Source organism: Bacillus sp. S2(2019) (assembly GCF_005144805.1).
In the GTDB taxonomy this organism is placed as follows: Bacteria; Bacillota; Bacilli; order Bacillales; family Bacillaceae; genus Bacillus; species Bacillus altitudinis.
Window position 1 is genome coordinate 766,317 of the sequence record NZ_SWFL01000001.1, and the last position, 19,017, is coordinate 785,333.

Genomic DNA, 19,017 nt, shown 5'->3' on the forward strand with positions numbered 1-19,017 from the left:
ACATGTATAAAAATTAATTCAATTGTATATTTAATATTTGTTTTCATTTTTTTTCATAAAAAAATCCACATATCTTCGTGAGACATGCGGATTTTATCTATTGTTCTTCATATTGAGGACCAGAAGCGCACTGCATAAATATAATAGGGAACTTGCATAAAAAATCAAATGAATGGTGAAGAAATCAGCAAACAGGCCGCCAAGCATAATGGCCATGGATGAAAAAAGCGCTGTCCAAAAATGATAGTACCCAACTTCTTTCATTCGCTTTTTCTCATTTGTGAGTTCGGTGACGAGCAGTTTCTCTCCGTGTTTCTGAACACCCCCAAGCGCACCAAGCGCAAGCTGAATCATATAGACTTGCTCTACTTCTGTGATATGTGGAAAAAGGAGAAGAAGAAAGGCCATACCAAACGAATGAATGATTAAAAAGAGGCGTCTGTCCGTCGTTTCAGGAAGTTTTCCTAATAATAAATGAATGAACGCACCGCTCAAACCAAACAGACCATAGGCAAGACCAAATTGAGAATAGCTCGACCCAACATTTTTAATAAAAAGAATATAAAAAGGGAAAATGAGACTACTGGCGAAAAACAGTAAACTTTGTGAATAGACGAACCATTTCATTGCTTTAGCATTCATTGTGTATTGTACCTTTCATAAAAGTAGTTGATAAATCTGCCATCTGGATCTGCTTGCTTTTTCTTTTGAAAGAATAGATCGGTTTTTGGATACGCTTGTTTCATTTGTGCTTTCGTTTGATAAGGCATGTATGGTAAGTAATAGCTTCCATGGTGCCGCAAGGTGATATCTGTCATTTGCCGGATGACCCGCTCTGCTTCTGCCTTCTCTTCTTTCTCAAAACCATAATTCACTAACAAAACAAGTGCAAACATATCTTCTTTCGCATATGAGAGATCCGCTTTTTCATTTTTTTGTACGTAGCGGATCGTGATGTTCATTAAATTCAATTCTTCCTGTTGTAAAAACCCTCTCATGTCATCGATATACGCACGAAAACGATCAACTGGAACAAAGTATTCTTGAAGCACATCGGTATCTGACTCATTTTCATATTCTAAAAAAGCAGAATCAGACCGCATCACGTTATTTCTTGTGATCAGCTGGTCATTTTGACTTTGAAAATACTTCTTTTGCAAGTTCCATAGCAAATCTTTCCCCATATCAAATCTTCTCGAAAGGCCGAGCATAAATTTTAAAGGGATGACGAGCTGATCTTCTTTGAGCTCGCGGTATGGATCGATCTGTTGATCAGAAGTAAGTGAATAATTCGTCACATACATCTCTTTCAAAAAATTTGTTTTCGCTGTAGAGATTCTTGCGAGATGCATGCGCACTTCTTTATTGTTCTTTACATGCTTTTGAAAATAATCAGTGTATTCATCGAAGTGTAGAGAGGTTGTCTCCATTTTATATAATTCATCCTTTGTTAAGGACAGCTCAACATCTAAAATGACACCGAATAAGCCGTATCCTCCAATCACGGCAGTAAATAAATCATCGCTAGGCTTTACTGTGATGATCTCTCCATCTGCTTTTAACAGTGTGAAAGAGCGCACAGTGTCAATAAGTGAGCCGTAGCGAATGTCACGTCCATGTGCATTTGCACTTAACGAGCCACCAATCGTAAAGATGTTTTGAGATTGCATCACCTTTACTGCAAGACCATATGGGTTCACATATGTTTGAATATCATCCCATGTGGCGCCGCTCTGGACCCGAATGGTCTTCTTTTTTTCATTAAATGATACGATTCGGCGAAATTTCGTCATGTCTAGTACAATGCCATTTTCATAATACGTGTGGCCGCCCATACTATGCTGCTTTCCGGCGATTGAAATGGGCAGATTCTTCTCTTTTGCTTCTTCTAATACTTCTTTTAAAGATTCTATTTCTTTTCCTTGCACGACTTTTTTTATTTTGACCGGCATGAGGTGACTCACATCTGTAAACGCCTCAAGTCCTTGTCTTTTGTGTGCTTGATCTTCATGTATAGAGACTGATGCAAAAAAGGCAGCACCATATCCCATCAAAAGGACGATCCATATCCACTTTCGTTTCATTATAGGTACTCCGTTCTATAAAATTACATCCATTATATCAAGCCATACTCCTCCTCTACCTTAATTTTTCATAAAAAAACCTGGTACGAGTTCTACTCATACCAGGTCGTATTTACTTATTGAATACCAAGCGCAATTTTAGCGTATCTTGACATTTTGTCACGTGTCCAAGGTGGATTCCATACGATGTGAACTTCTGTTTCTTTCACTTCAGGCAAGTCGCTTAATGCTTTTTTGACTTCATCGACGATAACTGGTGCAAGAGGACAGCCCATTGATGTTAAAGTCATTGTGATATCCGCTTTTCCATTCTCATCAAGATCGACATCATAGACAAGTCCAAGGTTGACGATGTCTACGTTTAACTCAGGGTCAATCACCTGTTCTAGGGCGCCTAAAATATTTTCTTTCAATGCTTCATCCATGATATCCACTCCTTTTTCAACTAGTATAACGTACTTTTCCTTTTGGCTAAACGTTTGTGCTTTTCAGGTGTGTCACAAACCAGTCAATGGTTTCAAACATCGCTTGTCTTGAGACCTTATGGCCAGCCTGTCCATCTGTAATAAAACGAATCAGGTGCGGATCTTCTTTATATTGGGTTTCTGCTAACTCGTCATAAAGAGCTTTTGCATGTCTGTAAGGGACAACTGGATCGTTTTCTGCATGCCAGAATAACAGCGGTCTTTTGTTTAATCGATCTGTTTGTAGCGTTAAATCATAAGGACGCAGCGCGTCTAATTGCTGATGAACCTCTTCATCTGTAATCTCTTTCATCAACCCTTTGTGCCGCATGTCCATAATTTGTGCTTGTAGGAATGTCGTATATTTCGGACTGCCCATCAAGCTGACTGCCGCTTTAATCCAATCATGTTTTGCGAGTGCACCAAAGGTCGTGATGCCTCCCATGGAAGTACCTGCAACGCCTATTAGGTCGGCTTCAATCAATTGTTTTTCTTGAAAATGTGTCTTAAGTATATCGATTTCACGGATTTCGTTCAGGACGATTTCCCAAAACTTTGATGCCAGTTCCTCTAAGCTGAGGTTTTCTGATCTTACACCATGATAAGCACAGTCAGGCAAAATGACTCTCATGCCTTTTTCCGCCAAATGAAAGGCGAAGTGTAAGTTGTGCTCGCGTGCACTTGTAAATCCATGAATAAAAAATACAAGTGGCAGTGGTTTATCTTTATTTTCAGCTTTTACGATATGTAAAAATGGAATATCGTGCGTCATTTGCTCATCAATGGTGATCACAGCCTATGAATCCTCCTTTATCATTCCCGTCTTTGTTTATTTTAACATGTAGACAACGAAGATGTGATAAAGATACACTATAGGTGGAGGCACCCGCACTAGCTGCCTCCTATTACTTACAGATCAAAGGAGATTTTATGGAGACTAAACCTTATCTAATCGCACTTGACCTGGATGGCACGTTATTAAAAGACGATAAAACGATTTCAACTCGCACACTTGATGTCATTCAAAAAGTGAAAGACAGCGGGCATCATGTCTGTATTTCAACTGGCCGGCCATTTCGTTCCAGCTCTCCTTATTATCAGCAATTGCAGCTCGATTCACCGATTGTGAACTTTAATGGAGCGTTTGTCCATCATCCTCTTGATGAAAAATGGGGCAGATTTCACACATCACTTGATCTTCAAGTCGTGAAACAGCTTGTGGATATTAGTGAGGAATATAAAGTACACAATGTGTTAGCTGAAGTGCTAGACGATTTGTATTTCCATTATCATGATGAAAAGCTCATTGATATATTTAATATGAATGCAAACAAAGTGACCGTTGGAGACCTTCGGGACAATCTTGGAGAGAATGTCACAAGCGTCTTAATTCACGCAAAAGAAGAAGACGTCGGAGCGATCCGGAGCTATTTGACAGATGTTCATGCAGAAGTGATTGACCACAGACGCTGGGCTGCTCCGTGGCATGTCATTGAAATTATTAAAACAGGTATGAACAAAGCCGTTGGACTGCAAAAGATCAGTGATTATTACGGTGTACCTCAGGAGCGGATTGTGGCATTCGGAGATGAAGACAATGATTTAGAGATGCTTGAATTTGCTGGATGCGGGGTTGCCATGGGCAACGGAATTGATGCAGTGAAACGTGTCTCTAATGAAGTGACAGATACGAACGAACAAGATGGGATTGCAAAATTCCTAACGAATTACTTCTCGCTTTAATTTTTCCATTCATACATAGCAGGTCGAAGCGGGCATACTACCGTTAGACAGGTTGTCCTGTCAGCTTGTGTAAAGGGGCGGATTCCGAATGGGTAAAAGAAGCAAATCGAAACGCTTTATACAACAAGGTAAAGATTCAGTCAGTCTGCATGACGCACGTTTTCCGTATCGTTCCACACTTGAAGAAGCTGCGGAGGACAGGGGAAATATGAAGACTGATGCTTCTGGAGGTTCATTGTGAGAAACGAACTTTTTGATCAAGCCAAATCATTTACTGAAGAAGCCCTTACTTCTTCATTTCCATCTGGTTTAGAGCGTCAACAAGCAGTTCAGCGAGCTAAAAACGCCGTATCATCTGCATTTGCTAATTCGACAGATGCAGAAAGAAACCAGCTGCATACGTTCCAAGACCTGCTTGATGATCTTTAACGAAAAAAGCTGTCCGCTTTGTGGACAGCTTTTCTTATGCTTATTTCACTTGGAACGTTTTCTTCTCAGTGATTTGCTTTAGCCCTTCTGCTTTTCCTTTAAATGTGACGACCGCTTCATACGTTCCCGGCTCCACACCGTTTGACCACGTATCTTGGAAGTCATATGTTTCATCTGCTTTCAGCACAAAGGATTGGATGGCTTGTGTGAACATACGGTCTTTCGAGTAACGGTATTTTTCATTTCCGTCTTCATCGTACACACTCAATTCGAATTTTTGGCTTGTGTTAAACGTGAATTCAATATCTCGATCTGATTCATTTTTGAGTGACATATGAAATTGAACCGAAGAACCTTTTTGGACGGGGTCTACTGTGAGTACAACGGTTTTTTCTCCCATTTGACCGGATACCTCCTTGTCTGGTTCATCCTTTTTTTGTTGTCCACAAGCTGTTAAAACCAATAGAACGAGAAAAAGCACTAACCCTTTTTTCATCTTCTACCCACCTTTTAATCTCGTCTGAAAAATCCAAGAATATTGGTTGTTTGAACAATATTTGTAAAGGCTTTTGGATCGACTTCCTTTATAATTTGTTCAAGTTCATACAGCTCATACCTTGTAATGACAATGACCATCATTTCTTTTTGTTCATTGGTAAATGCCCCTTTGGCCGGAACAGTCGTAATACCTCTGACCATTTTTCCATAAATGGCTTCTTTGATTTCATCTGCTTTCTTTGTCACAATCATGGCGGTCAGCTTTTCATGTCTCGTATGGATGGCATCAATTACCCTAGTCGTCACATATAATGTGACAAGGGTATATAAAGCTTTCTCCCAACCTTGTAACAATCCTGCTGTAAAAATGATAATTCCGTTTAAAATGAAGAAATACGTGCCCACTGGTTTGTCTTTCCATTTCGCTAAAATCATCGCAATAATGTCAAGGCCGCCTGTAGATGCCCCATATTTCAGTGTAATCCCAATGCCAAGTGCAGAAATGACTCCGCCAAATACAGCATTTAATAAAATATCTTCAGAAACACTTGTCTCTGGTAAAATGCCGAGGAAAATCGTTGTCAGTGCCACACTAATAATGCTATACAAAGTAAAGGAACGACCAACCTTCATCCAACCTAAAATGCCGACCGGAATGTTTAAAATAAATAATAGGATCCCTGTTGATAAATAAAACGGTGCATATTGATCGATTAAACTAGATAACAGCTGGGCAACCCCTGTAAAACCACTTGCATATACGTCAGCAGGGATTAAAAATAAATTCAGTCCAATCGCATTGAGTAAGGCACCAATGACGACGACGATGAATTTTTTTGCTTCTCCAATGAACATGTTGTCATTCCTCCACTTACCATTCTCTCTATGGTTTTCCCTAAAATTTAGAATTTGAACACGAAAAAATGATTTTCTATGATATAGTTAGGCTAAAAAGATGTAAAATATGGTTGATTTTTTTAGAAAGAAGGGATTTTGATGACTGTTCATATCATAGCAGACAGTGCTGCTGATCTGCCTCTTTCTTATTATGATGAACAAAACATGACACTCATTCCGCTGCGTGTGTTACTCGGTGAGCAGGAATTTGAGGATTTGATCACCATTGAACCAAAACAAGTATTTGATGCGATGAGACAAGGCGCAAGTCCAAAAACATCACAAGCTTCACCGAACCGGATCAAAGAAGCCTTTGTTTCTGCAGCACAAACCCATACATCCGCTATCTATGTTGCCTTTTCATCAGAGCTTTCAGGTACATACCAAACCGCTGTGATGATGGCAAACGAAGTGAAGGAAGAATACCCTGATTTCGATTTACGAATCATTGATTCTAAATGTGCTTCACTTGGTTATGGACTAGCTGTCAAACACGCTCAATCACTTGCCATTGACGGAAATACAATACAAGAAATTGAAACGTCTGTAAAGCATTTTTGTGAATCTTTACAACATATTTTTACTGTAGACGATTTATCGTATTTAGCAAGAGGCGGAAGAATCAGTAAAGCGTCCGCATTTGTTGGCGGATTGTTAAGTATTAAACCCATTTTACACGTTGAGGATGGAAAACTGATACCCCTTGAAAAAATTCGTGGCCGTAAAAAATTGTTGAAACGCATTATCGAGCTGATGAAAGAACGCGGATCTGACTGGTCTAGTCAAACTGTTGGCATTAGTCATGGAGATGACCCTGCACTTGCAGAAGAAATGAGACAATTAATCGAAGCGGAATTTCACCCAAAAGAAATCGACATCGAGGTCATCGGCGCGGCTGTTGGGTCCCACTCAGGCCCTAGCACACTTGCCATCTTCTTTACAGGCAGCCCATCATAAAAAGCACCCTTCCCTGAAACATCACGGGAAGGGTGCTTTTCTTATGATAGCTTAAATCGGTGAACGGTTTCGTTTAATCTTGCTGTCATACTCATCAGTTCTTCTACTTGTTTGTTCATTTGATGGAAAGATTGCAGCTGTTCGTTTGCCGAGGCAGAAATTTCTTCGCTGCCCGCTGCCGTTTCTTCTACAACGGCACTAATATTTTCAATCGAGTTCAGCACTTGTCCGCCAAGCTCTGTTGATTGAATAATTTGGTCATTTAAGACCGCCATTTCTTGCTTAATATGTTGTGCTTTTGTTTCTATATCTTCAAAGGAGTGTGAGGTTTTGTCCATTGCATCTTGCTGCTGAAGTGATAGCTTAACCCCTTCTTGTACAGTTTGGCTAATGGATTGAATGCCTTTTTCAATATGACTCACCATGTCAAAAATTTGTCTTGTTGCACGAGACGATTCATCTGCCAGCTTACGAATTTCGTCCGCTACGACGGCAAACCCTTTGCCTGCTTCTCCTGCTCTTGCCGCTTCAATCGCCGCATTGAGTGAGAGGAGGTTTGTCTGGTCCGCAATGTCAGAAACCGTTTTGGCCATTGCGGAGATTCCGCTTGCGTACTGAGTGAATTCTCCTGCAGACTCTTCAATTTGTCTCGTCGCACGTGTATTTTTTTCAATGGCTGCTTTTGTTTCTGTTAACGTGTGCTTTCCGCTTTCTACCGCTTCAATGGCATCCTCTGTACTACGAATGACTGTATGTGATCTTTCGGAATTCTTACGGCCATGTGAATCCATTTTCTCAATCAAACTAACGCCATGCTGAAGGTCTTCTGAAATCGCTTGTGAACCATTCGCCATTTCGTCTGTCGATACAGACACTTGATTGGCCGATTCGATAAGCTTTTTGTTTTCATCATCTAGCTGAATCGAGAACGATTCCACTTGACTTGAGACATGACTGATTTCTTGAATCAAGCTAATCAGCTGATCCGTCATTTGATTGAACGACTCATTTAAGCCACCGATTTCATCTTTCCGCTTGATGTTCATCCGCTCCACAGCGAGGTTTCCTTCGGCAATCTGTTTTGCCCGGTAAGAAAGGGATTTGATTGGTGTCACAATGGATCTCGTTAAACCAATATTTAAAAAGACGGCGATGACAATCAGCGTGAGGGCTGCGACAGATGCGCTTGTGATGATCCTTTGCACATTGTCTGCCGCCTCCTCTAAATGGTATTCATACGCTTCTTGTGCTCTTTTATTCATCGTATGCACGTCGTTTAAAACACCGTCAATTCTGGCAGCTACTCGTCTGGCATCAGAGGCATTTTTTTCACCAATGGCATTGTTTGCTTCTTGCGTCCATGTGTCAAACTTTGAATTTAACCGTGTTAGGGCTTCTTTGTTCATATTTCCTGCGTTTTTGTTTAACATTTGCAGCTGTTTTTTCGCTGTCGATATATCGGTTTGAACGACCTCTAGCTGTTCATCTGAAAGGGTCATGGAATAATTGGTCATGGCTTGTTCGACACTTTCAAAGCTGGCCTTCGTTTTTTGTACGTTCAGTAAGGTTTGAACTTCTGTTTCGCTTGATGACTGAATCTTTGTCATGCTCACAATAATAAAGGCAATTACGCCAACCGCTAAAAGAAGTGAAATGAGTGAGTTGAGCAAAATTTTGATGCGTAAGCTCATGATGCTGCCCCCTCTTCTTTCAGAAGTGTCTGCTTCAGTCCATTTAATTTTTTGGTCAATTTCTCAGCATCTTTGAGTACCCGGATTCTCGCCATATCGATTCCGTCATTGCTTAAGTCATAAACGATATGCCCGCTTTTGATGTTGCTGCTTTTGACGAGCTGTTCGCTGAATTGATAAACGACTTCATCTACGTTTTTGACCATAGACGAAATAACGGCTTTTTCAGCTGTATAATACTGATCGCTGTCCACGCCGATTGCGTATTTGCCTTGCGTTTGCGCTTCTTTTAATACACCAACACCCGTATAACCGGCTGCGGCATATAAAACATCTGCTTTCTTTTTGATCATGTCTTTCGCTATTTTACTGCCTTTGCCTGCATCACTAAATGTGCCAGCATACGTGGATACGACCTTAATTTTCGGATTCACTGATTTTGCGCCTTTTTGATAGCCTTGTTCAAATCGATGGATCACCTCTGCATCGACTCCGCCCACAAAACCAATGACATCACTTTTTGTTGTCATGGCAGCAAGTGCTCCCGCTAAATAGCTGCCCTGCTCTTCTTTAAAAGTCACTGATGTGACATTTTTCAATTCAGACACAGCATCAATGAGTAAAAATTGCTTTTTCGGATATTTTTTGGCTACCTTTTCTAAGTCTTCTTGCATACTGAAACCTACACCGATGATCAGGTCATTTCCATCTTTCACAAGCTCGGTCAGCCCTTTTTCATATGTATCGGTTTCTGCAATTTCTCTATAATCGAATTCAATGCCAAGCTCATCACGTGCTTTTTCTAATCCTTTAAATGATGAATCGTTAAATGATTGATCACCAAGACCATCATCCGTCAGCATGACACCAATATGCTTCGTATTTGATACCGGTGGTCCTCCCTGCTGATTGCTGCATGAGGCGAGTACCATGATCATAGCTGCCATCAGAAGTAATGAAATCTTCACTTTCATCCAAAAACACACTCCTTTTATCATCCTTACCCCTTATTTATCGGATTTGAGAGTCATTGTTTCAATGATAAAGTGAAGGATTTTCAGCTTTTTTCATGACTTTTTTCACTGAAAAAAACCATTATTTATGACAAAAATAAAAAAAGTGAGCAAATGCTCACTTTTTCTCGTATGTCCACCCTTCTTTTTGGTAAACAAGATCATTTTTCATCAGATGACCTAATGCTCGTTTGAAGGCTGCTTTACTCATTTGAAATCTTTCCCGGATATCTTCTGGATCACTTTTATCCCCGTAAGGCATTGCACCGTTTCTCGTTCTCATATAAGTTAAGATTTCTTCTGCATCGACAGATAGTGCATCCTGTTTTCTAGGAAGCAGAGAAACGTTCACGGTTCCGTCCTCTTTCACTGCGATGACGCGTCCTGTCACGGTCGATCCTAATCTAGGCTCTTCCTTTCGTTCCGTGCGGTGGATAAACCCACGCACGCCTGTATCTGTCAGCATAAAAGAACCTGTCGCAATTAAGCGATAAATCGTTCCCGTAATTTCTTTGTTCATTAACGTTTCTGGCGCTTCAGTAAATAATTCACTGATCACATCTTCAGTGGCTGGTTTTGCGAACATTCTCCCGTAACTTGTCACTTTGAGCATACAGTATAGTTTGTCGCCTTTTTTCGGCCACGCTTCCTCAAAAGGCGGGAGGTGTTCAGTTGCAACAAGTGCATCCTTTGACAAACCTATATCGACAAAAGCACCCATATCTTCTACAACGTCTACAACTTCTACCCAGTCGTATGTATGTGCATTGATTTTAGGAATTTTCATCGTCGCTGCCAGTCTTTCTTCATGATCTACATATAAGTAGACCTCTACTTCATCACGATCTCCAATATCCTCTGTCATCTCACTGCGATGTAGGAGAACAGAATCTTCGCCATCTGTTAAAAAGTAGCCGTATTCCATCTCGTTATCTATTTGCAAGGTCAGTTGCTCACCTGGTCTCATGTTCTCTTCCTTCCTATCTGCCCTTAAAAGAGCGTTCGTTCATCTTTTGATTCACTTTATTCTACTATACTTCTGTCATCATGAACATCTCTAGTTCTGTTAGCTAAAGTGGACAAACTGTACTTGAATTATACCGCATACATCTGAACTCTCTTCGATAAAGTTTCTTCTTCCCCTATGGGCATGATAAAATAGACGCAATATCTATAGTTGGAGGTCATATGTGATGGCAAAAGAAAATTCATTTGATATTGTATCGAAGGTGGAGCTGCCAGAGGTGCAAAACGCCATTCAAGCAGCACTGAAAGAAATTAAAAACCGTTATGATTTTAAAGGAAGTAAAAGTGATATTTCACTAGAAAAAGAAGAACTCGTTCTCATTTCTGATGATGACTTCAAGCTGGAGCAGCTAAAGGATGTCCTTGTGACAAAACTGATTAAACGAAACGTACCGACTAAAAACATTGACTACGGAAAAACAGAACATGCCCTAGGTGGAACCGTTCGCAAGCGTGCAAAGCTGATTAGCGGGATTGATAAGGACAATGCCAAAAAGATCAATGCCTTGATCAAACAATCTGGTATAAAAGTAAAGTCGCAATTTCAAGATGACCAAGTGCGTGTGACAGGAAAAAATAAAGATGATTTACAAGAAGTGATGGCGCTTATGCGCAAGGCAGATTTACCGATTGACGTCCAATTTATAAATTTTCGATAAATTTCAAATTTTCCATTGATTATTTCCGATTTTTTCGATACAGTTGATGGAAGTTCAATTCATTGACATGTTCATATCGCTTTCTTATCAAGAGAGGCAGAGGGACTGGCCCTGTGAAGCCTCAGCAACCGGTGTAGTAGAAATCTATTTTCTATGACCAAGGTGCTAAATCCAGCAAGCAACTGCTTGGAAGATAAGAAGAAGAATTTCCATACAGCCAAAAAGTCTTCTTCTTATCAGAAGGCTTTTTTTGTTACATAGAAATAAGGAGGAAACCAATGGGCCTATTACAAGACTTACAAAATCGCGTACTGATTGCTGATGGAGCAATGGGAACACTTTTATACTCTTATGGCATTGACCGTTGCTTTGAAGAATTAAATTTATCAAAAGAAGATGAAGTCAAAAGAGTGCACGAGGCATATGTGCAAGCTGGAGCGGACATTATTCAAACGAACACATACGGTGCGAATTATATTAAACTATCCCGCTACGGTTTAGAAGAAGAAACAAAACGCATTAACACAAAAGCTGTACAAATTGCCAAAGCAGCCGCTGGCTCAGCTTATGTCCTTGGAACGATCGGTGGCATTCGAACATTTAACAAAAATGCCTACTCTTTAGACGAGATTAAACGGAGCTTTAGAGAACAGCTCTATATCCTTTTAAATGAAGAGCCTGATGGATTACTGCTTGAAACATATTACGATATTGAAGAAGCAAAAGCCGTTCTTGAGATTGCTCGCAAAGAAACAGCGCTTCCGATTGTCATGAACGTCTCCATGCATGAGCAAGGTGTATTGCAGGACGGTACACCGCTAAAAGACGGTTTATCTGAATTATCCTCACTTGGCGCTGATGTCGTCGGCATTAACTGCCGATTAGGCCCTTATCATATGATTCAGGCACTTGAAGGTGTTCCACTTTTGGAAAATTCTCATTTATCTGTCTATCCAAACAGCAGTCTCCCCTCCCTTGAAGAAGGCAGACTCGTCTATGATACAGATAATGATTATTTCCGAAAAAGTGCACTTGAGTTTAGAAATCAGGGCGCACGAATCATTGGAGGCTGCTGCGGAACAACCCCTCAGCATATTAGTGCTATGGCTGAGGCGGTCAAAGATTTAGCACCTATTACCGAAAAAGAAGTGAAAGTATTAAAAGAAGAAATCATTTCCATCCAAGATCAACGGACAGAACCAGGTCTTGACGAGCTGGCTGTGAAAAAACGTTCAATTATCGTCGAGCTGGATCCGCCGAAGAAGCTGAACTTTGAAAAATTCCTCGTCGCAGCGAACGAATTAAAAAGTGCAGGCATTGATGCCCTCACGCTGGCCGATAACTCTCTAGCTACCCCGCGTATTAGCAATGTGGCATGCGGCGCTTTATTAAAACAGCAGCTTGATATGCGTTCACTTGTCCATATCACATGTCGTGATCGCAATTTGATTGGACTCCAATCCCACTTAATGGGGCTGGACACACTTGGACTAACCGATATTTTAGCCATCACAGGCGATCCGTCTAAAATTGGAGACTTCCCAGGTGCGACATCTGTGTATGATTTAACCTCCTTTGATTTGATCCGTCTGATCAAACAATTTAACGAGGGACTATCTTTCTCCGGGAAGCCGCTCGGGAAAAAGACTAATTTTTCAGTGGCTGGCGCGTTTAATCCAAATGTCCGTCATATTGATAAAGCAGTCAAACGCCTCGAGAAGAAAATCGAATACGGGGCCGATTATTTTATTTCACAACCTGTTTACTCTGAGGAACAGCTTGTGAAAATTCATGAAGAAAGCCGACATTTGGATAAACCGATTTATATCGGCATTATGCCGCTAACAAGCAGCCGAAATGCTGAGTTTATTCATCATGAAATTCCCGGCATTAAATTGTCTGACTCGATTCGTGAGATTATGGCCAAGGCAGGCGAAGATAAAGAAAAGCAGCGGACAGAAGGATTAGCGATTGCCCGCTCTTTATTAGATACAGCTTGCGAATTGTTTAATGGTATCTATTTAATTACCCCTTTCCTTCGATCAGATTTAACAGCAGAACTGACAACTTACATCCATCAGAAAGAAAAGGAGCCAAACATCCATGCCAACTATCACTGAACAGCTCAAAAAACGCATCCTCGTCCTTGACGGTGCAATGGGCACAATGATTCAAAACGCCGATCTCACAGCAGAGGATTTCGGCGGAGAAGAGTATGAGGGCTGTAACGAATATTTAAACGTCACAGCCCCTCACATTATCTCCACGATTCACCGGCAATACCTAGAGGCAAGTGCTGACCTCATTGAAACGAATACATTCGGTGCGACAAAGCTCGTTCTCGATGAATATGGACTTGGCCATCTCGCCTATGAATTGAACGTAAAAGCAGCTCAGCTAGCAAAGCGTGAAGCAGACCGTTTGTCGACGCCAGAATGGCCCCGCTTTGTTGTAGGCGCAATGGGACCCACTACAAAAACATTATCCGTGACAGGCGGCACAACGTTTGAAGAGCTCGTTGCAAATTATGAAGAACAAGCCCGCGCCCTGATTGATGGGAAATGTGATGCTCTTCTTTTAGAAACGAGTCAAGACATGCTGAATGTCAAAGCTGGATTTAAAGGCATTCAAGAAGCCTTTCACGCAACCGGTATTGAGCTACCACTGATGGTGTCAGGGACGATCGAACCAATGGGCACCACCCTTGCCGGTCAAGATATTGAAGCCTTTTATATCTCACTTGAGCATATGAAACCAATCAGCGTCGGACTAAACTGTGCAACTGGTCCAGAATTTATGACAGACCATATCCGTACACTCTCCTCCATCTCAAAGTCGGCTGTCAGTTGCTATCCAAACGCTGGTCTCCCTGATGAAGAAGGACAATATCACGAATCCCCTGCTTCGCTTGCTAAAAAAATTGCCGCTTTTGCAAAAGAAGGCTGGTTAAATATCGTCGGTGGCTGCTGCGGTACAACGCCTGCACATATTCAGGCATTATCAGATGAAGTACGTTCGCTTCAGCCCCGCAGCATGTCGCATGAGTCATCACCGCATACCGTATCAGGAATCGAGCCCCTCATTTATGAAGAAGCGATGCGCCCTCTCTTTGTTGGTGAGCGCACAAATGTCATTGGTTCACGCAAATTCAAACGGCTCATCGCAGAACAAAAGTTTGAAGAGGCAGCAGAAATTGCCCGTGCTCAAGTGAAAAATGGCGCTCACGTCATTGATGTGTGTCTAGCAGATCCTGATCGTGATGAGATAGCAGACATGGAAGGCTTTTTAAAAGAAGCCATGAAAAAAGTGAAAGCTCCTTTTGTCATTGATTCAACCGATAAACATGTCATCGAAAAAGCACTCATGTATTCTCAAGGAAAAGCCATTATTAATTCTATTAATTTAGAGGATGGAGAAGAGCGCTTTGAAGAGATTCTTCCGCTTGTCAAGCTATATGGCGGCGCACTTGTTGTTGGAACAATCGATGAAACAGGGATGGCCGTCACAGCAGATCGAAAACTTGAGATTGCCGTAAGATCCCATGACCTGCTCACGAAAAAATATGGAATCCCTGCGAGTGATATCATTTTTGACCCGCTTGTCTTTCCAGTAGGTACTGGAGACGAACAGTATATTGGTGCTGCTGAAGAGACGATTAAAGGCATTGAGCGAATCAAAGCAGCACTGCCTGAATGTCTCACCATTTTAGGCATTAGTAACGTGTCTTTCGGACTCCCACCAGTCGGCAGAGAAATATTGAATGCCGTTTATTTGTATCACTGCGTCAAAGCAGGACTTGATTATGCGATCGTGAATACTGAAAAGCTTGAACGCTTCGCTTCAATTCCAAAGGAAGAAATCAAACTGGCTGAAACTTTACTTTATGAAACAAATGATCAAACCCTTGCTGAGTTCACACAATTTTATCGCGGGAAAAAGAAAACAGAGAAAAAACCAAAGATCTCCTTATCGCTTGATGAAAGACTGGCACTCTATGTCGTCGAAGGGACGAAAGAAGGCCTGATTGATGACCTTGCCCTTGCTTTGGAGAAATTTGAATCACCTCTTCATATCATCAATGGACCATTAATGCAGGGAATGTCAGAGGTTGGGCGCCTTTTTAATCAAAACGAATTGATTGTAGCTGAAGTCCTCCAATCCGCTGAGGTCATGAAAGCATCTGTTTCATACCTTGAGCAATTTATGGAGAAAAAGGACGCAAGCGGCAAAGGGAAGATTCTCCTCGCCACCGTCAAAGGCGATGTCCATGATATAGGGAAAAACCTGGTCGACATCATTTTGAGCAATAATGGCTTTCAAGTCGTCGATCTCGGAATCAAAGTAACTCCACAAACATTGATTGAAGCGGTGCAAAAAGAAAAGCCAGATATGATTGGATTATCAGGTTTACTTGTCAAATCAGCACAGCAAATGGTCTTGACCGCTCAAGATTTACAAAAAGCAAGCATCTCTGTTCCCATTTTGGTGGGCGGCGCGGCGCTTTCACGGAAGTTTACGAAGATGAAAATTTCGCCTCAATATGATGGCCCCGTCCTTTACGCCAAAGATGCAATGGACGGCCTGTCTTTAGCGAATGAATTAAGAGCGAACCCTCTTCAATTTCAAACAAAACCCTTAGAGGATCAAGAAACACTCCATAAGGAAAAAGAAACAACGCAGCCAAAAGCCGTGATTGAATTACTAGAAAAACGCGCGACACTTCCGGAGGCAGCGATTTTCACGCCAGAAAATACGAAACGCCATTATGTACGGGATATTGATTTGCACCACATTATGCCCTATGTCAATGAGCAAATGCTGATCGGCCATCACCTCGGTTTAAAAGGAAAGGTAAAAAAACTCTTGGCTGAACAGCATCCAAAAGCATTAGAGTTAAAACAGCTGATCACAGATCTTCTTCAAGAAGGCAGAGAGAAAAACTGGTTTGCACCTGCATTCGTCTATCAATTCTTCCCTGCCAGTTCAAATGGGAATGACCTGCATATCTATGATCCAGAAACGCCTGACCGCGTCATTGAGACATTCCAATTTCCAAGACAGGAAAAACTTCCGTATCGGTCTATTTCTGATTATGTGCGGAAAAGCGGAGAGAACGAGAAAGATTATATCGCCTTATTTGCAGTGACGGCTGGCGCCCGCATACGAGAAGTTGCGCAGCAATTTAAACAAGAGGGTGACTATTTGAAAATGCATGCGGTCCAAGCTTTAGCACTTGAGCTTGCAGAAGGATTGGCTGAACGAACGCACCAAGTAATTCGTGATAAATGGGGATTCCCAGACCCAGTCGATTTCACGATGGAGAAACGGTTCCAAGCCAAATATCAAGGTCAGCGCTATTCCTTTGGCTATCCAGCGTGCCCTAATCTAGAAGACCAAGAAAAACTATTTCACCTGCTGCAGCCAGAAAAAATCGGGATTCATCTCACAGAAGGGTTTATGATGGAGCCTGAAGCATCCGTTTCAGCCATTGTCGTTTCTCATCCTGAAGCTCGATATTTTAACGTTCACTAAAAAAACCTCCTGAATTGGAGGTTCTTTTTATAAATAAAAATGGAATAAATATGAAAAATTAAGTTTATTTACCGATATTATAAATGAAAGTTATTTACTTAAAAGGAGATGTTTGTCATGTTCAAAAAGAAGATCGGGGTTTTATTGCTTACAGGCCTCTTTATCGCTAGCCCTCTTTTCCAATCACCTGCTCAAGCAAGTGAAACGTCTACGAAACAAACAAAATATTATACAGAAGAATTGGAGCATCTGTATCCAGACAGTGATTATGCAAACAATGATACGATGGAAAAAGCTCAATTCTTACAGCACTCTCTTCATCTAAACAAGACCTATTTATATCACGAAGGCAGTATCTCTTCTATGAATGACATTGATTTTTACCGGTTCACCAGCTCTAAATTTGATGGAGCAGATGGCCGCTTTTCTATCAAACTCGTCAATGTGAAAGCTGGAAATGATTTCGATCTTTATCTTTACAATCAGAGCGGGTCACTCGTGTCTTCCTCTGTGCGGACAAACAACCAAAATGAAATCATCCATATGCCGAAAATTGCCGCAAGCACTGACTACTATTTAGCCGTCAAACCAAAGCAATTATTAAATGAAGAGGACAACATGTATCGTATTGTCTTTGATAAAAGTATTGAAAAAGGCACAACGAAACGATATGGATCACCTGCCACATTGAATAGTTTCAATGAAGCCGGATCTCCCAATTCTTCTTTTGATTTAAGCAGCTTGCCGCAGGATGCCGTTGTCACTGGCCTGTCATTAGAAGCTGAAAAAGGCAGTACAAATGCATATAATTATGTATTCACCGTCTCTTCCTTAAAAGGCGGAACAGTGAACGTACCTTGGAACGGTCAAAAAGTTGACATCTCTTCTTATAAAACAAGTCAAGTGCCAGCTAAAGACCGCTTTTTTGTTTCTTTTAATGCAACCGAGGTTCCTCAATTGATCGGTGGACGGTTAATCAAAGTAGGCGTTGTCTCAATTAAGAACTTACAGCTCACCTTTGAATATGAATACAACCGTGACCTCAATTATTAAACTAGACAAAAGGAAAAGGTATCCCCTTTTCCTTTTTCTTATGCGTTCTTATGGTACGATACATAGAGAGAAATCAGCTAAGAAGGAGTTGCGTGTATTGCCAAACGTTATTCAACGATCTTTAACCCTTGATGACATACCAGACCTTGTCGCATTGTCAAAAGAGGTCGATTGGCCTGATTACAATGCGGAAGAGCTCACATCTCTTTTAACAAATGGACATTTTACCGGTTTTACAACAACTGAAGGACAAGTCATTTCATGCGCTGGACTTTTTCAGTATGACAGTGTGGCATCAATTGGAGCGGTCATTGTATCTGAGACACATCGAGGCCTCGGTCTTGCCCGTCAAATGATTGACACACTGCTTCGTCATAGTGATCCAAGTGTCCCTGTCGTTTTAACGGCTACTGTACAAGGACAGCCAGTCTATGAAAAAATCGGCTTTCAGACAGCCGGTTATATTCATACATACAAAGCACAAAAAACAAACCCTAGTGCGCTTCATCCGTCACATCAGATTCATCTTTTTCCCGCTGATGAAACGCACCTCCCGTCTATTGAAAGACTGGATGAAAAAGGCGCAGGAACCAATCGATCAAACTTCTTAATAAAACGAATGGAGCGAGCAGCATTTAAACTGATCGCAAAGGATGAACACCACGAAATCACCGGCTTCGCGTTTGGTGTGGAAACACCAGCTAATCTGATGATTGGCCCGCTTGCAGCAAACGATGAACAAACGGCGCTATTACTCATTCAATCACTTCTCACGTCTTATTCTGGCGCCTTTCGTTTAGATATGCAGGAAGAAACAGCTGAACGCCTGCATGCATCACTTGTAGAAGCAGGATTTACGAAAACAAACGTCGCACATTTTATGATGATTCGCGGGAACGAAAAGCAGAACGATCCTGCGCTTCTCTATTTCCTGGCCTCACAAGCATTTTCTTAAAAATCAAAAAGCTGTA

18 protein-coding genes and 1 riboswitch are annotated in these 19,017 nt (G+C 41.3%); of the genes, 9 read left to right on the forward strand and 9 right to left on the reverse strand.

All coding sequences use genetic code 11. The features are described from left to right. Window positions 1-93: 93 nt before the first annotated feature. The 4 genes from FBF75_RS03935 to FBF75_RS03950 form a co-directional block, all read right to left on the reverse strand. A complete protein-coding gene (locus FBF75_RS03935) occupies window positions 94-642 on the reverse strand; it encodes an MFS transporter (RefSeq protein WP_136944452.1) in 549 nt (182 codons plus the stop codon). Further along, window positions 639-2,084 carry an FAD-binding oxidoreductase gene (locus FBF75_RS03940; RefSeq protein WP_136944453.1) on the reverse strand — a complete coding sequence of 482 codons (1,446 nt, stop codon included), beginning with the start codon at window positions 2,082-2,084 and terminating at the stop codon, window positions 639-641. Before FBF75_RS03940 ends, FBF75_RS03935 begins: the two co-directional genes overlap by 4 nt. A 116-nt stretch (window positions 2,085-2,200) precedes the next feature. Beyond that, a complete protein-coding gene (locus FBF75_RS03945) occupies window positions 2,201-2,509 on the reverse strand; it encodes a metal-sulfur cluster assembly factor (protein WP_003211530.1) in 309 nt (102 codons plus the stop codon). Window positions 2,510-2,555: 46 nt separating this feature from the next. Further along, the gene (locus FBF75_RS03950; protein ID WP_008348536.1) at window positions 2,556-3,341 is read right to left on the reverse strand and encodes an alpha/beta fold hydrolase; all 786 of its coding nucleotides are present in this window, start codon (window positions 3,339-3,341) and stop codon (window positions 2,556-2,558) included. Between the two features lie 137 nt (window positions 3,342-3,478). On the opposite strand from FBF75_RS03950, the gene FBF75_RS03955 reads away from it, so the two are divergent. The 3 genes from FBF75_RS03955 (at window position 3,479) to FBF75_RS03965 (ending at window position 4,720) form a co-directional block, all read left to right on the forward strand. Beyond that, complete coding sequence (locus tag FBF75_RS03955; RefSeq protein ID WP_017360186.1) at window positions 3,479-4,291, forward strand: Cof-type HAD-IIB family hydrolase; 813 nt, start codon at window positions 3,479-3,481, stop codon at window positions 4,289-4,291. A gap of 88 nt (window positions 4,292-4,379) precedes the next feature. Next, window positions 4,380-4,532, forward strand: a complete 153-nt coding sequence (locus FBF75_RS03960) for a hypothetical protein (protein ID WP_008348539.1) — start codon at window positions 4,380-4,382, stop codon at window positions 4,530-4,532. Continuing rightward, entirely contained in the window at window positions 4,529-4,720 is a 192-nt protein-coding gene (locus FBF75_RS03965) for a DUF3813 domain-containing protein (RefSeq protein WP_008348541.1), read from the forward strand. Before FBF75_RS03960 ends, FBF75_RS03965 begins: the two co-directional genes overlap by 4 nt. Window positions 4,721-4,760: 40 nt before the next feature. On the opposite strand, the gene FBF75_RS03970 is transcribed toward FBF75_RS03965, so the two are convergent. Then, entirely contained in the window at window positions 4,761-5,216 is a 456-nt protein-coding gene (locus tag FBF75_RS03970; RefSeq protein ID WP_008348542.1) for a BsuPI-related putative proteinase inhibitor, read from the reverse strand. A gap of 14 nt (window positions 5,217-5,230) precedes the next feature. Beyond that, window positions 5,231-6,073: a YitT family protein gene (locus FBF75_RS03975; RefSeq protein WP_007499067.1), complete on the reverse strand. Its 843-nt coding sequence runs from the start codon at window positions 6,071-6,073 to the stop codon at window positions 5,231-5,233. Between the two features lie 141 nt (window positions 6,074-6,214). On the opposite strand from FBF75_RS03975, the gene FBF75_RS03980 reads away from it, so the two are divergent. Next, window positions 6,215-7,072 carry a DegV family protein gene (locus FBF75_RS03980; RefSeq protein WP_039963433.1) on the forward strand — a complete coding sequence of 286 codons (858 nt, stop codon included), beginning with the start codon at window positions 6,215-6,217 and terminating at the stop codon, window positions 7,070-7,072. A gap of 41 nt (window positions 7,073-7,113) precedes the next feature. On the opposite strand, the gene FBF75_RS03985 is transcribed toward FBF75_RS03980, so the two are convergent. From FBF75_RS03985 to FBF75_RS03995, 3 genes are all read right to left on the reverse strand, one after another. Further along, window positions 7,114-8,763 (reverse strand): methyl-accepting chemotaxis protein, encoded by a 1,650-nt coding sequence (locus FBF75_RS03985; RefSeq protein ID WP_136944454.1) that lies wholly within the window; start codon window positions 8,761-8,763, stop codon window positions 7,114-7,116. Beyond that, window positions 8,760-9,737: a BMP family lipoprotein gene (locus tag FBF75_RS03990; protein ID WP_039963434.1), complete on the reverse strand. Its 978-nt coding sequence runs from the start codon at window positions 9,735-9,737 to the stop codon at window positions 8,760-8,762. The genes FBF75_RS03985 and FBF75_RS03990 overlap by 4 nt, the downstream gene beginning before the upstream one ends. 157 nt (window positions 9,738-9,894) lie before the next feature. Next, a complete protein-coding gene (locus tag FBF75_RS03995) occupies window positions 9,895-10,743 on the reverse strand; it encodes a CvfB family protein (protein WP_017360190.1) in 849 nt (282 codons plus the stop codon). Between the two features lie 226 nt (window positions 10,744-10,969). On the opposite strand from FBF75_RS03995, the gene FBF75_RS04000 reads away from it, so the two are divergent. The 5 genes from FBF75_RS04000 (at window position 10,970) to FBF75_RS04020 (ending at window position 19,001) form a co-directional block, all read left to right on the forward strand. Then, a complete protein-coding gene (locus FBF75_RS04000) occupies window positions 10,970-11,461 on the forward strand; it encodes a YajQ family cyclic di-GMP-binding protein (protein ID WP_136944455.1) in 492 nt (163 codons plus the stop codon). A gap of 81 nt (window positions 11,462-11,542) precedes the next feature. Continuing rightward, a riboswitch (SAM riboswitch) is annotated at window positions 11,543-11,661 on the forward strand. A 78-nt stretch (window positions 11,662-11,739) separates the two neighbouring features. Then, window positions 11,740-13,581, forward strand: a complete 1,842-nt coding sequence (locus FBF75_RS04005; protein WP_007499079.1) for a bifunctional homocysteine S-methyltransferase/methylenetetrahydrofolate reductase — start codon at window positions 11,740-11,742, stop codon at window positions 13,579-13,581. After that, entirely contained in the window at window positions 13,565-16,993 is a 3,429-nt protein-coding gene (gene metH, locus FBF75_RS04010) for a methionine synthase (protein WP_136944456.1), read from the forward strand. Before FBF75_RS04005 ends, metH begins: the two co-directional genes overlap by 17 nt. Before the next feature lie 117 nt (window positions 16,994-17,110). Beyond that, on the forward strand, window positions 17,111-18,046 hold the full coding sequence (locus tag FBF75_RS04015) for a hypothetical protein (RefSeq protein ID WP_041507476.1): 936 nt from the start codon (window positions 17,111-17,113) through the stop codon (window positions 18,044-18,046). Window positions 18,047-18,143: 97 nt separating this feature from the next. Continuing rightward, the gene (locus FBF75_RS04020) at window positions 18,144-19,001 is read left to right on the forward strand and encodes a GNAT family N-acetyltransferase (RefSeq protein ID WP_035392462.1); all 858 of its coding nucleotides are present in this window, start codon (window positions 18,144-18,146) and stop codon (window positions 18,999-19,001) included. Window positions 19,002-19,017: the final 16 nt, after the last annotated feature.

Bases quoted from the DNA above. Each gene is read 5' to 3' on its own strand.
- FBF75_RS03935 (WP_136944452.1), bottom strand. From the start codon at position 642: ATGAATGCTAAAGCAATGAAATGGTTCGTCTATTCACAAAGTTTACTG.
- FBF75_RS03940 (WP_136944453.1), bottom strand. From the start codon at position 2,084: ATGAAACGAAAGTGGATATGGATCGTCCTTTTGATGGGATATGGTGCT.
- FBF75_RS03945 (WP_003211530.1), bottom strand. From the start codon at position 2,509: ATGGATGAAGCATTGAAAGAAAATATTTTAGGCGCCCTAGAACAGGTG.
- FBF75_RS03955 (WP_017360186.1), top strand. From the start codon at position 3,479: ATGGAGACTAAACCTTATCTAATCGCACTTGACCTGGATGGCACGTTA.
- FBF75_RS03960 (WP_008348539.1), top strand. From the start codon at position 4,380: ATGGGTAAAAGAAGCAAATCGAAACGCTTTATACAACAAGGTAAAGAT.
- FBF75_RS03970 (WP_008348542.1), bottom strand. From the start codon at position 5,216: ATGAAAAAAGGGTTAGTGCTTTTTCTCGTTCTATTGGTTTTAACAGCT.
- FBF75_RS03975 (WP_007499067.1), bottom strand. From the start codon at position 6,073: ATGTTCATTGGAGAAGCAAAAAAATTCATCGTCGTCGTCATTGGTGCC.
- FBF75_RS03980 (WP_039963433.1), top strand. From the start codon at position 6,215: ATGACTGTTCATATCATAGCAGACAGTGCTGCTGATCTGCCTCTTTCT.
- FBF75_RS03985 (WP_136944454.1), bottom strand. From the start codon at position 8,763: ATGAGCTTACGCATCAAAATTTTGCTCAACTCACTCATTTCACTTCTT.
- FBF75_RS03990 (WP_039963434.1), bottom strand. From the start codon at position 9,737: ATGAAAGTGAAGATTTCATTACTTCTGATGGCAGCTATGATCATGGTA.
- FBF75_RS03995 (WP_017360190.1), bottom strand. From the start codon at position 10,743: ATGAGACCAGGTGAGCAACTGACCTTGCAAATAGATAACGAGATGGAA.
- FBF75_RS04000 (WP_136944455.1), top strand. From the start codon at position 10,970: ATGGCAAAAGAAAATTCATTTGATATTGTATCGAAGGTGGAGCTGCCA.
- FBF75_RS04005 (WP_007499079.1), top strand. From the start codon at position 11,740: ATGGGCCTATTACAAGACTTACAAAATCGCGTACTGATTGCTGATGGA.
- metH (WP_136944456.1), top strand. From the start codon at position 13,565: ATGCCAACTATCACTGAACAGCTCAAAAAACGCATCCTCGTCCTTGAC.
- FBF75_RS04015 (WP_041507476.1), top strand. From the start codon at position 17,111: ATGTTCAAAAAGAAGATCGGGGTTTTATTGCTTACAGGCCTCTTTATC.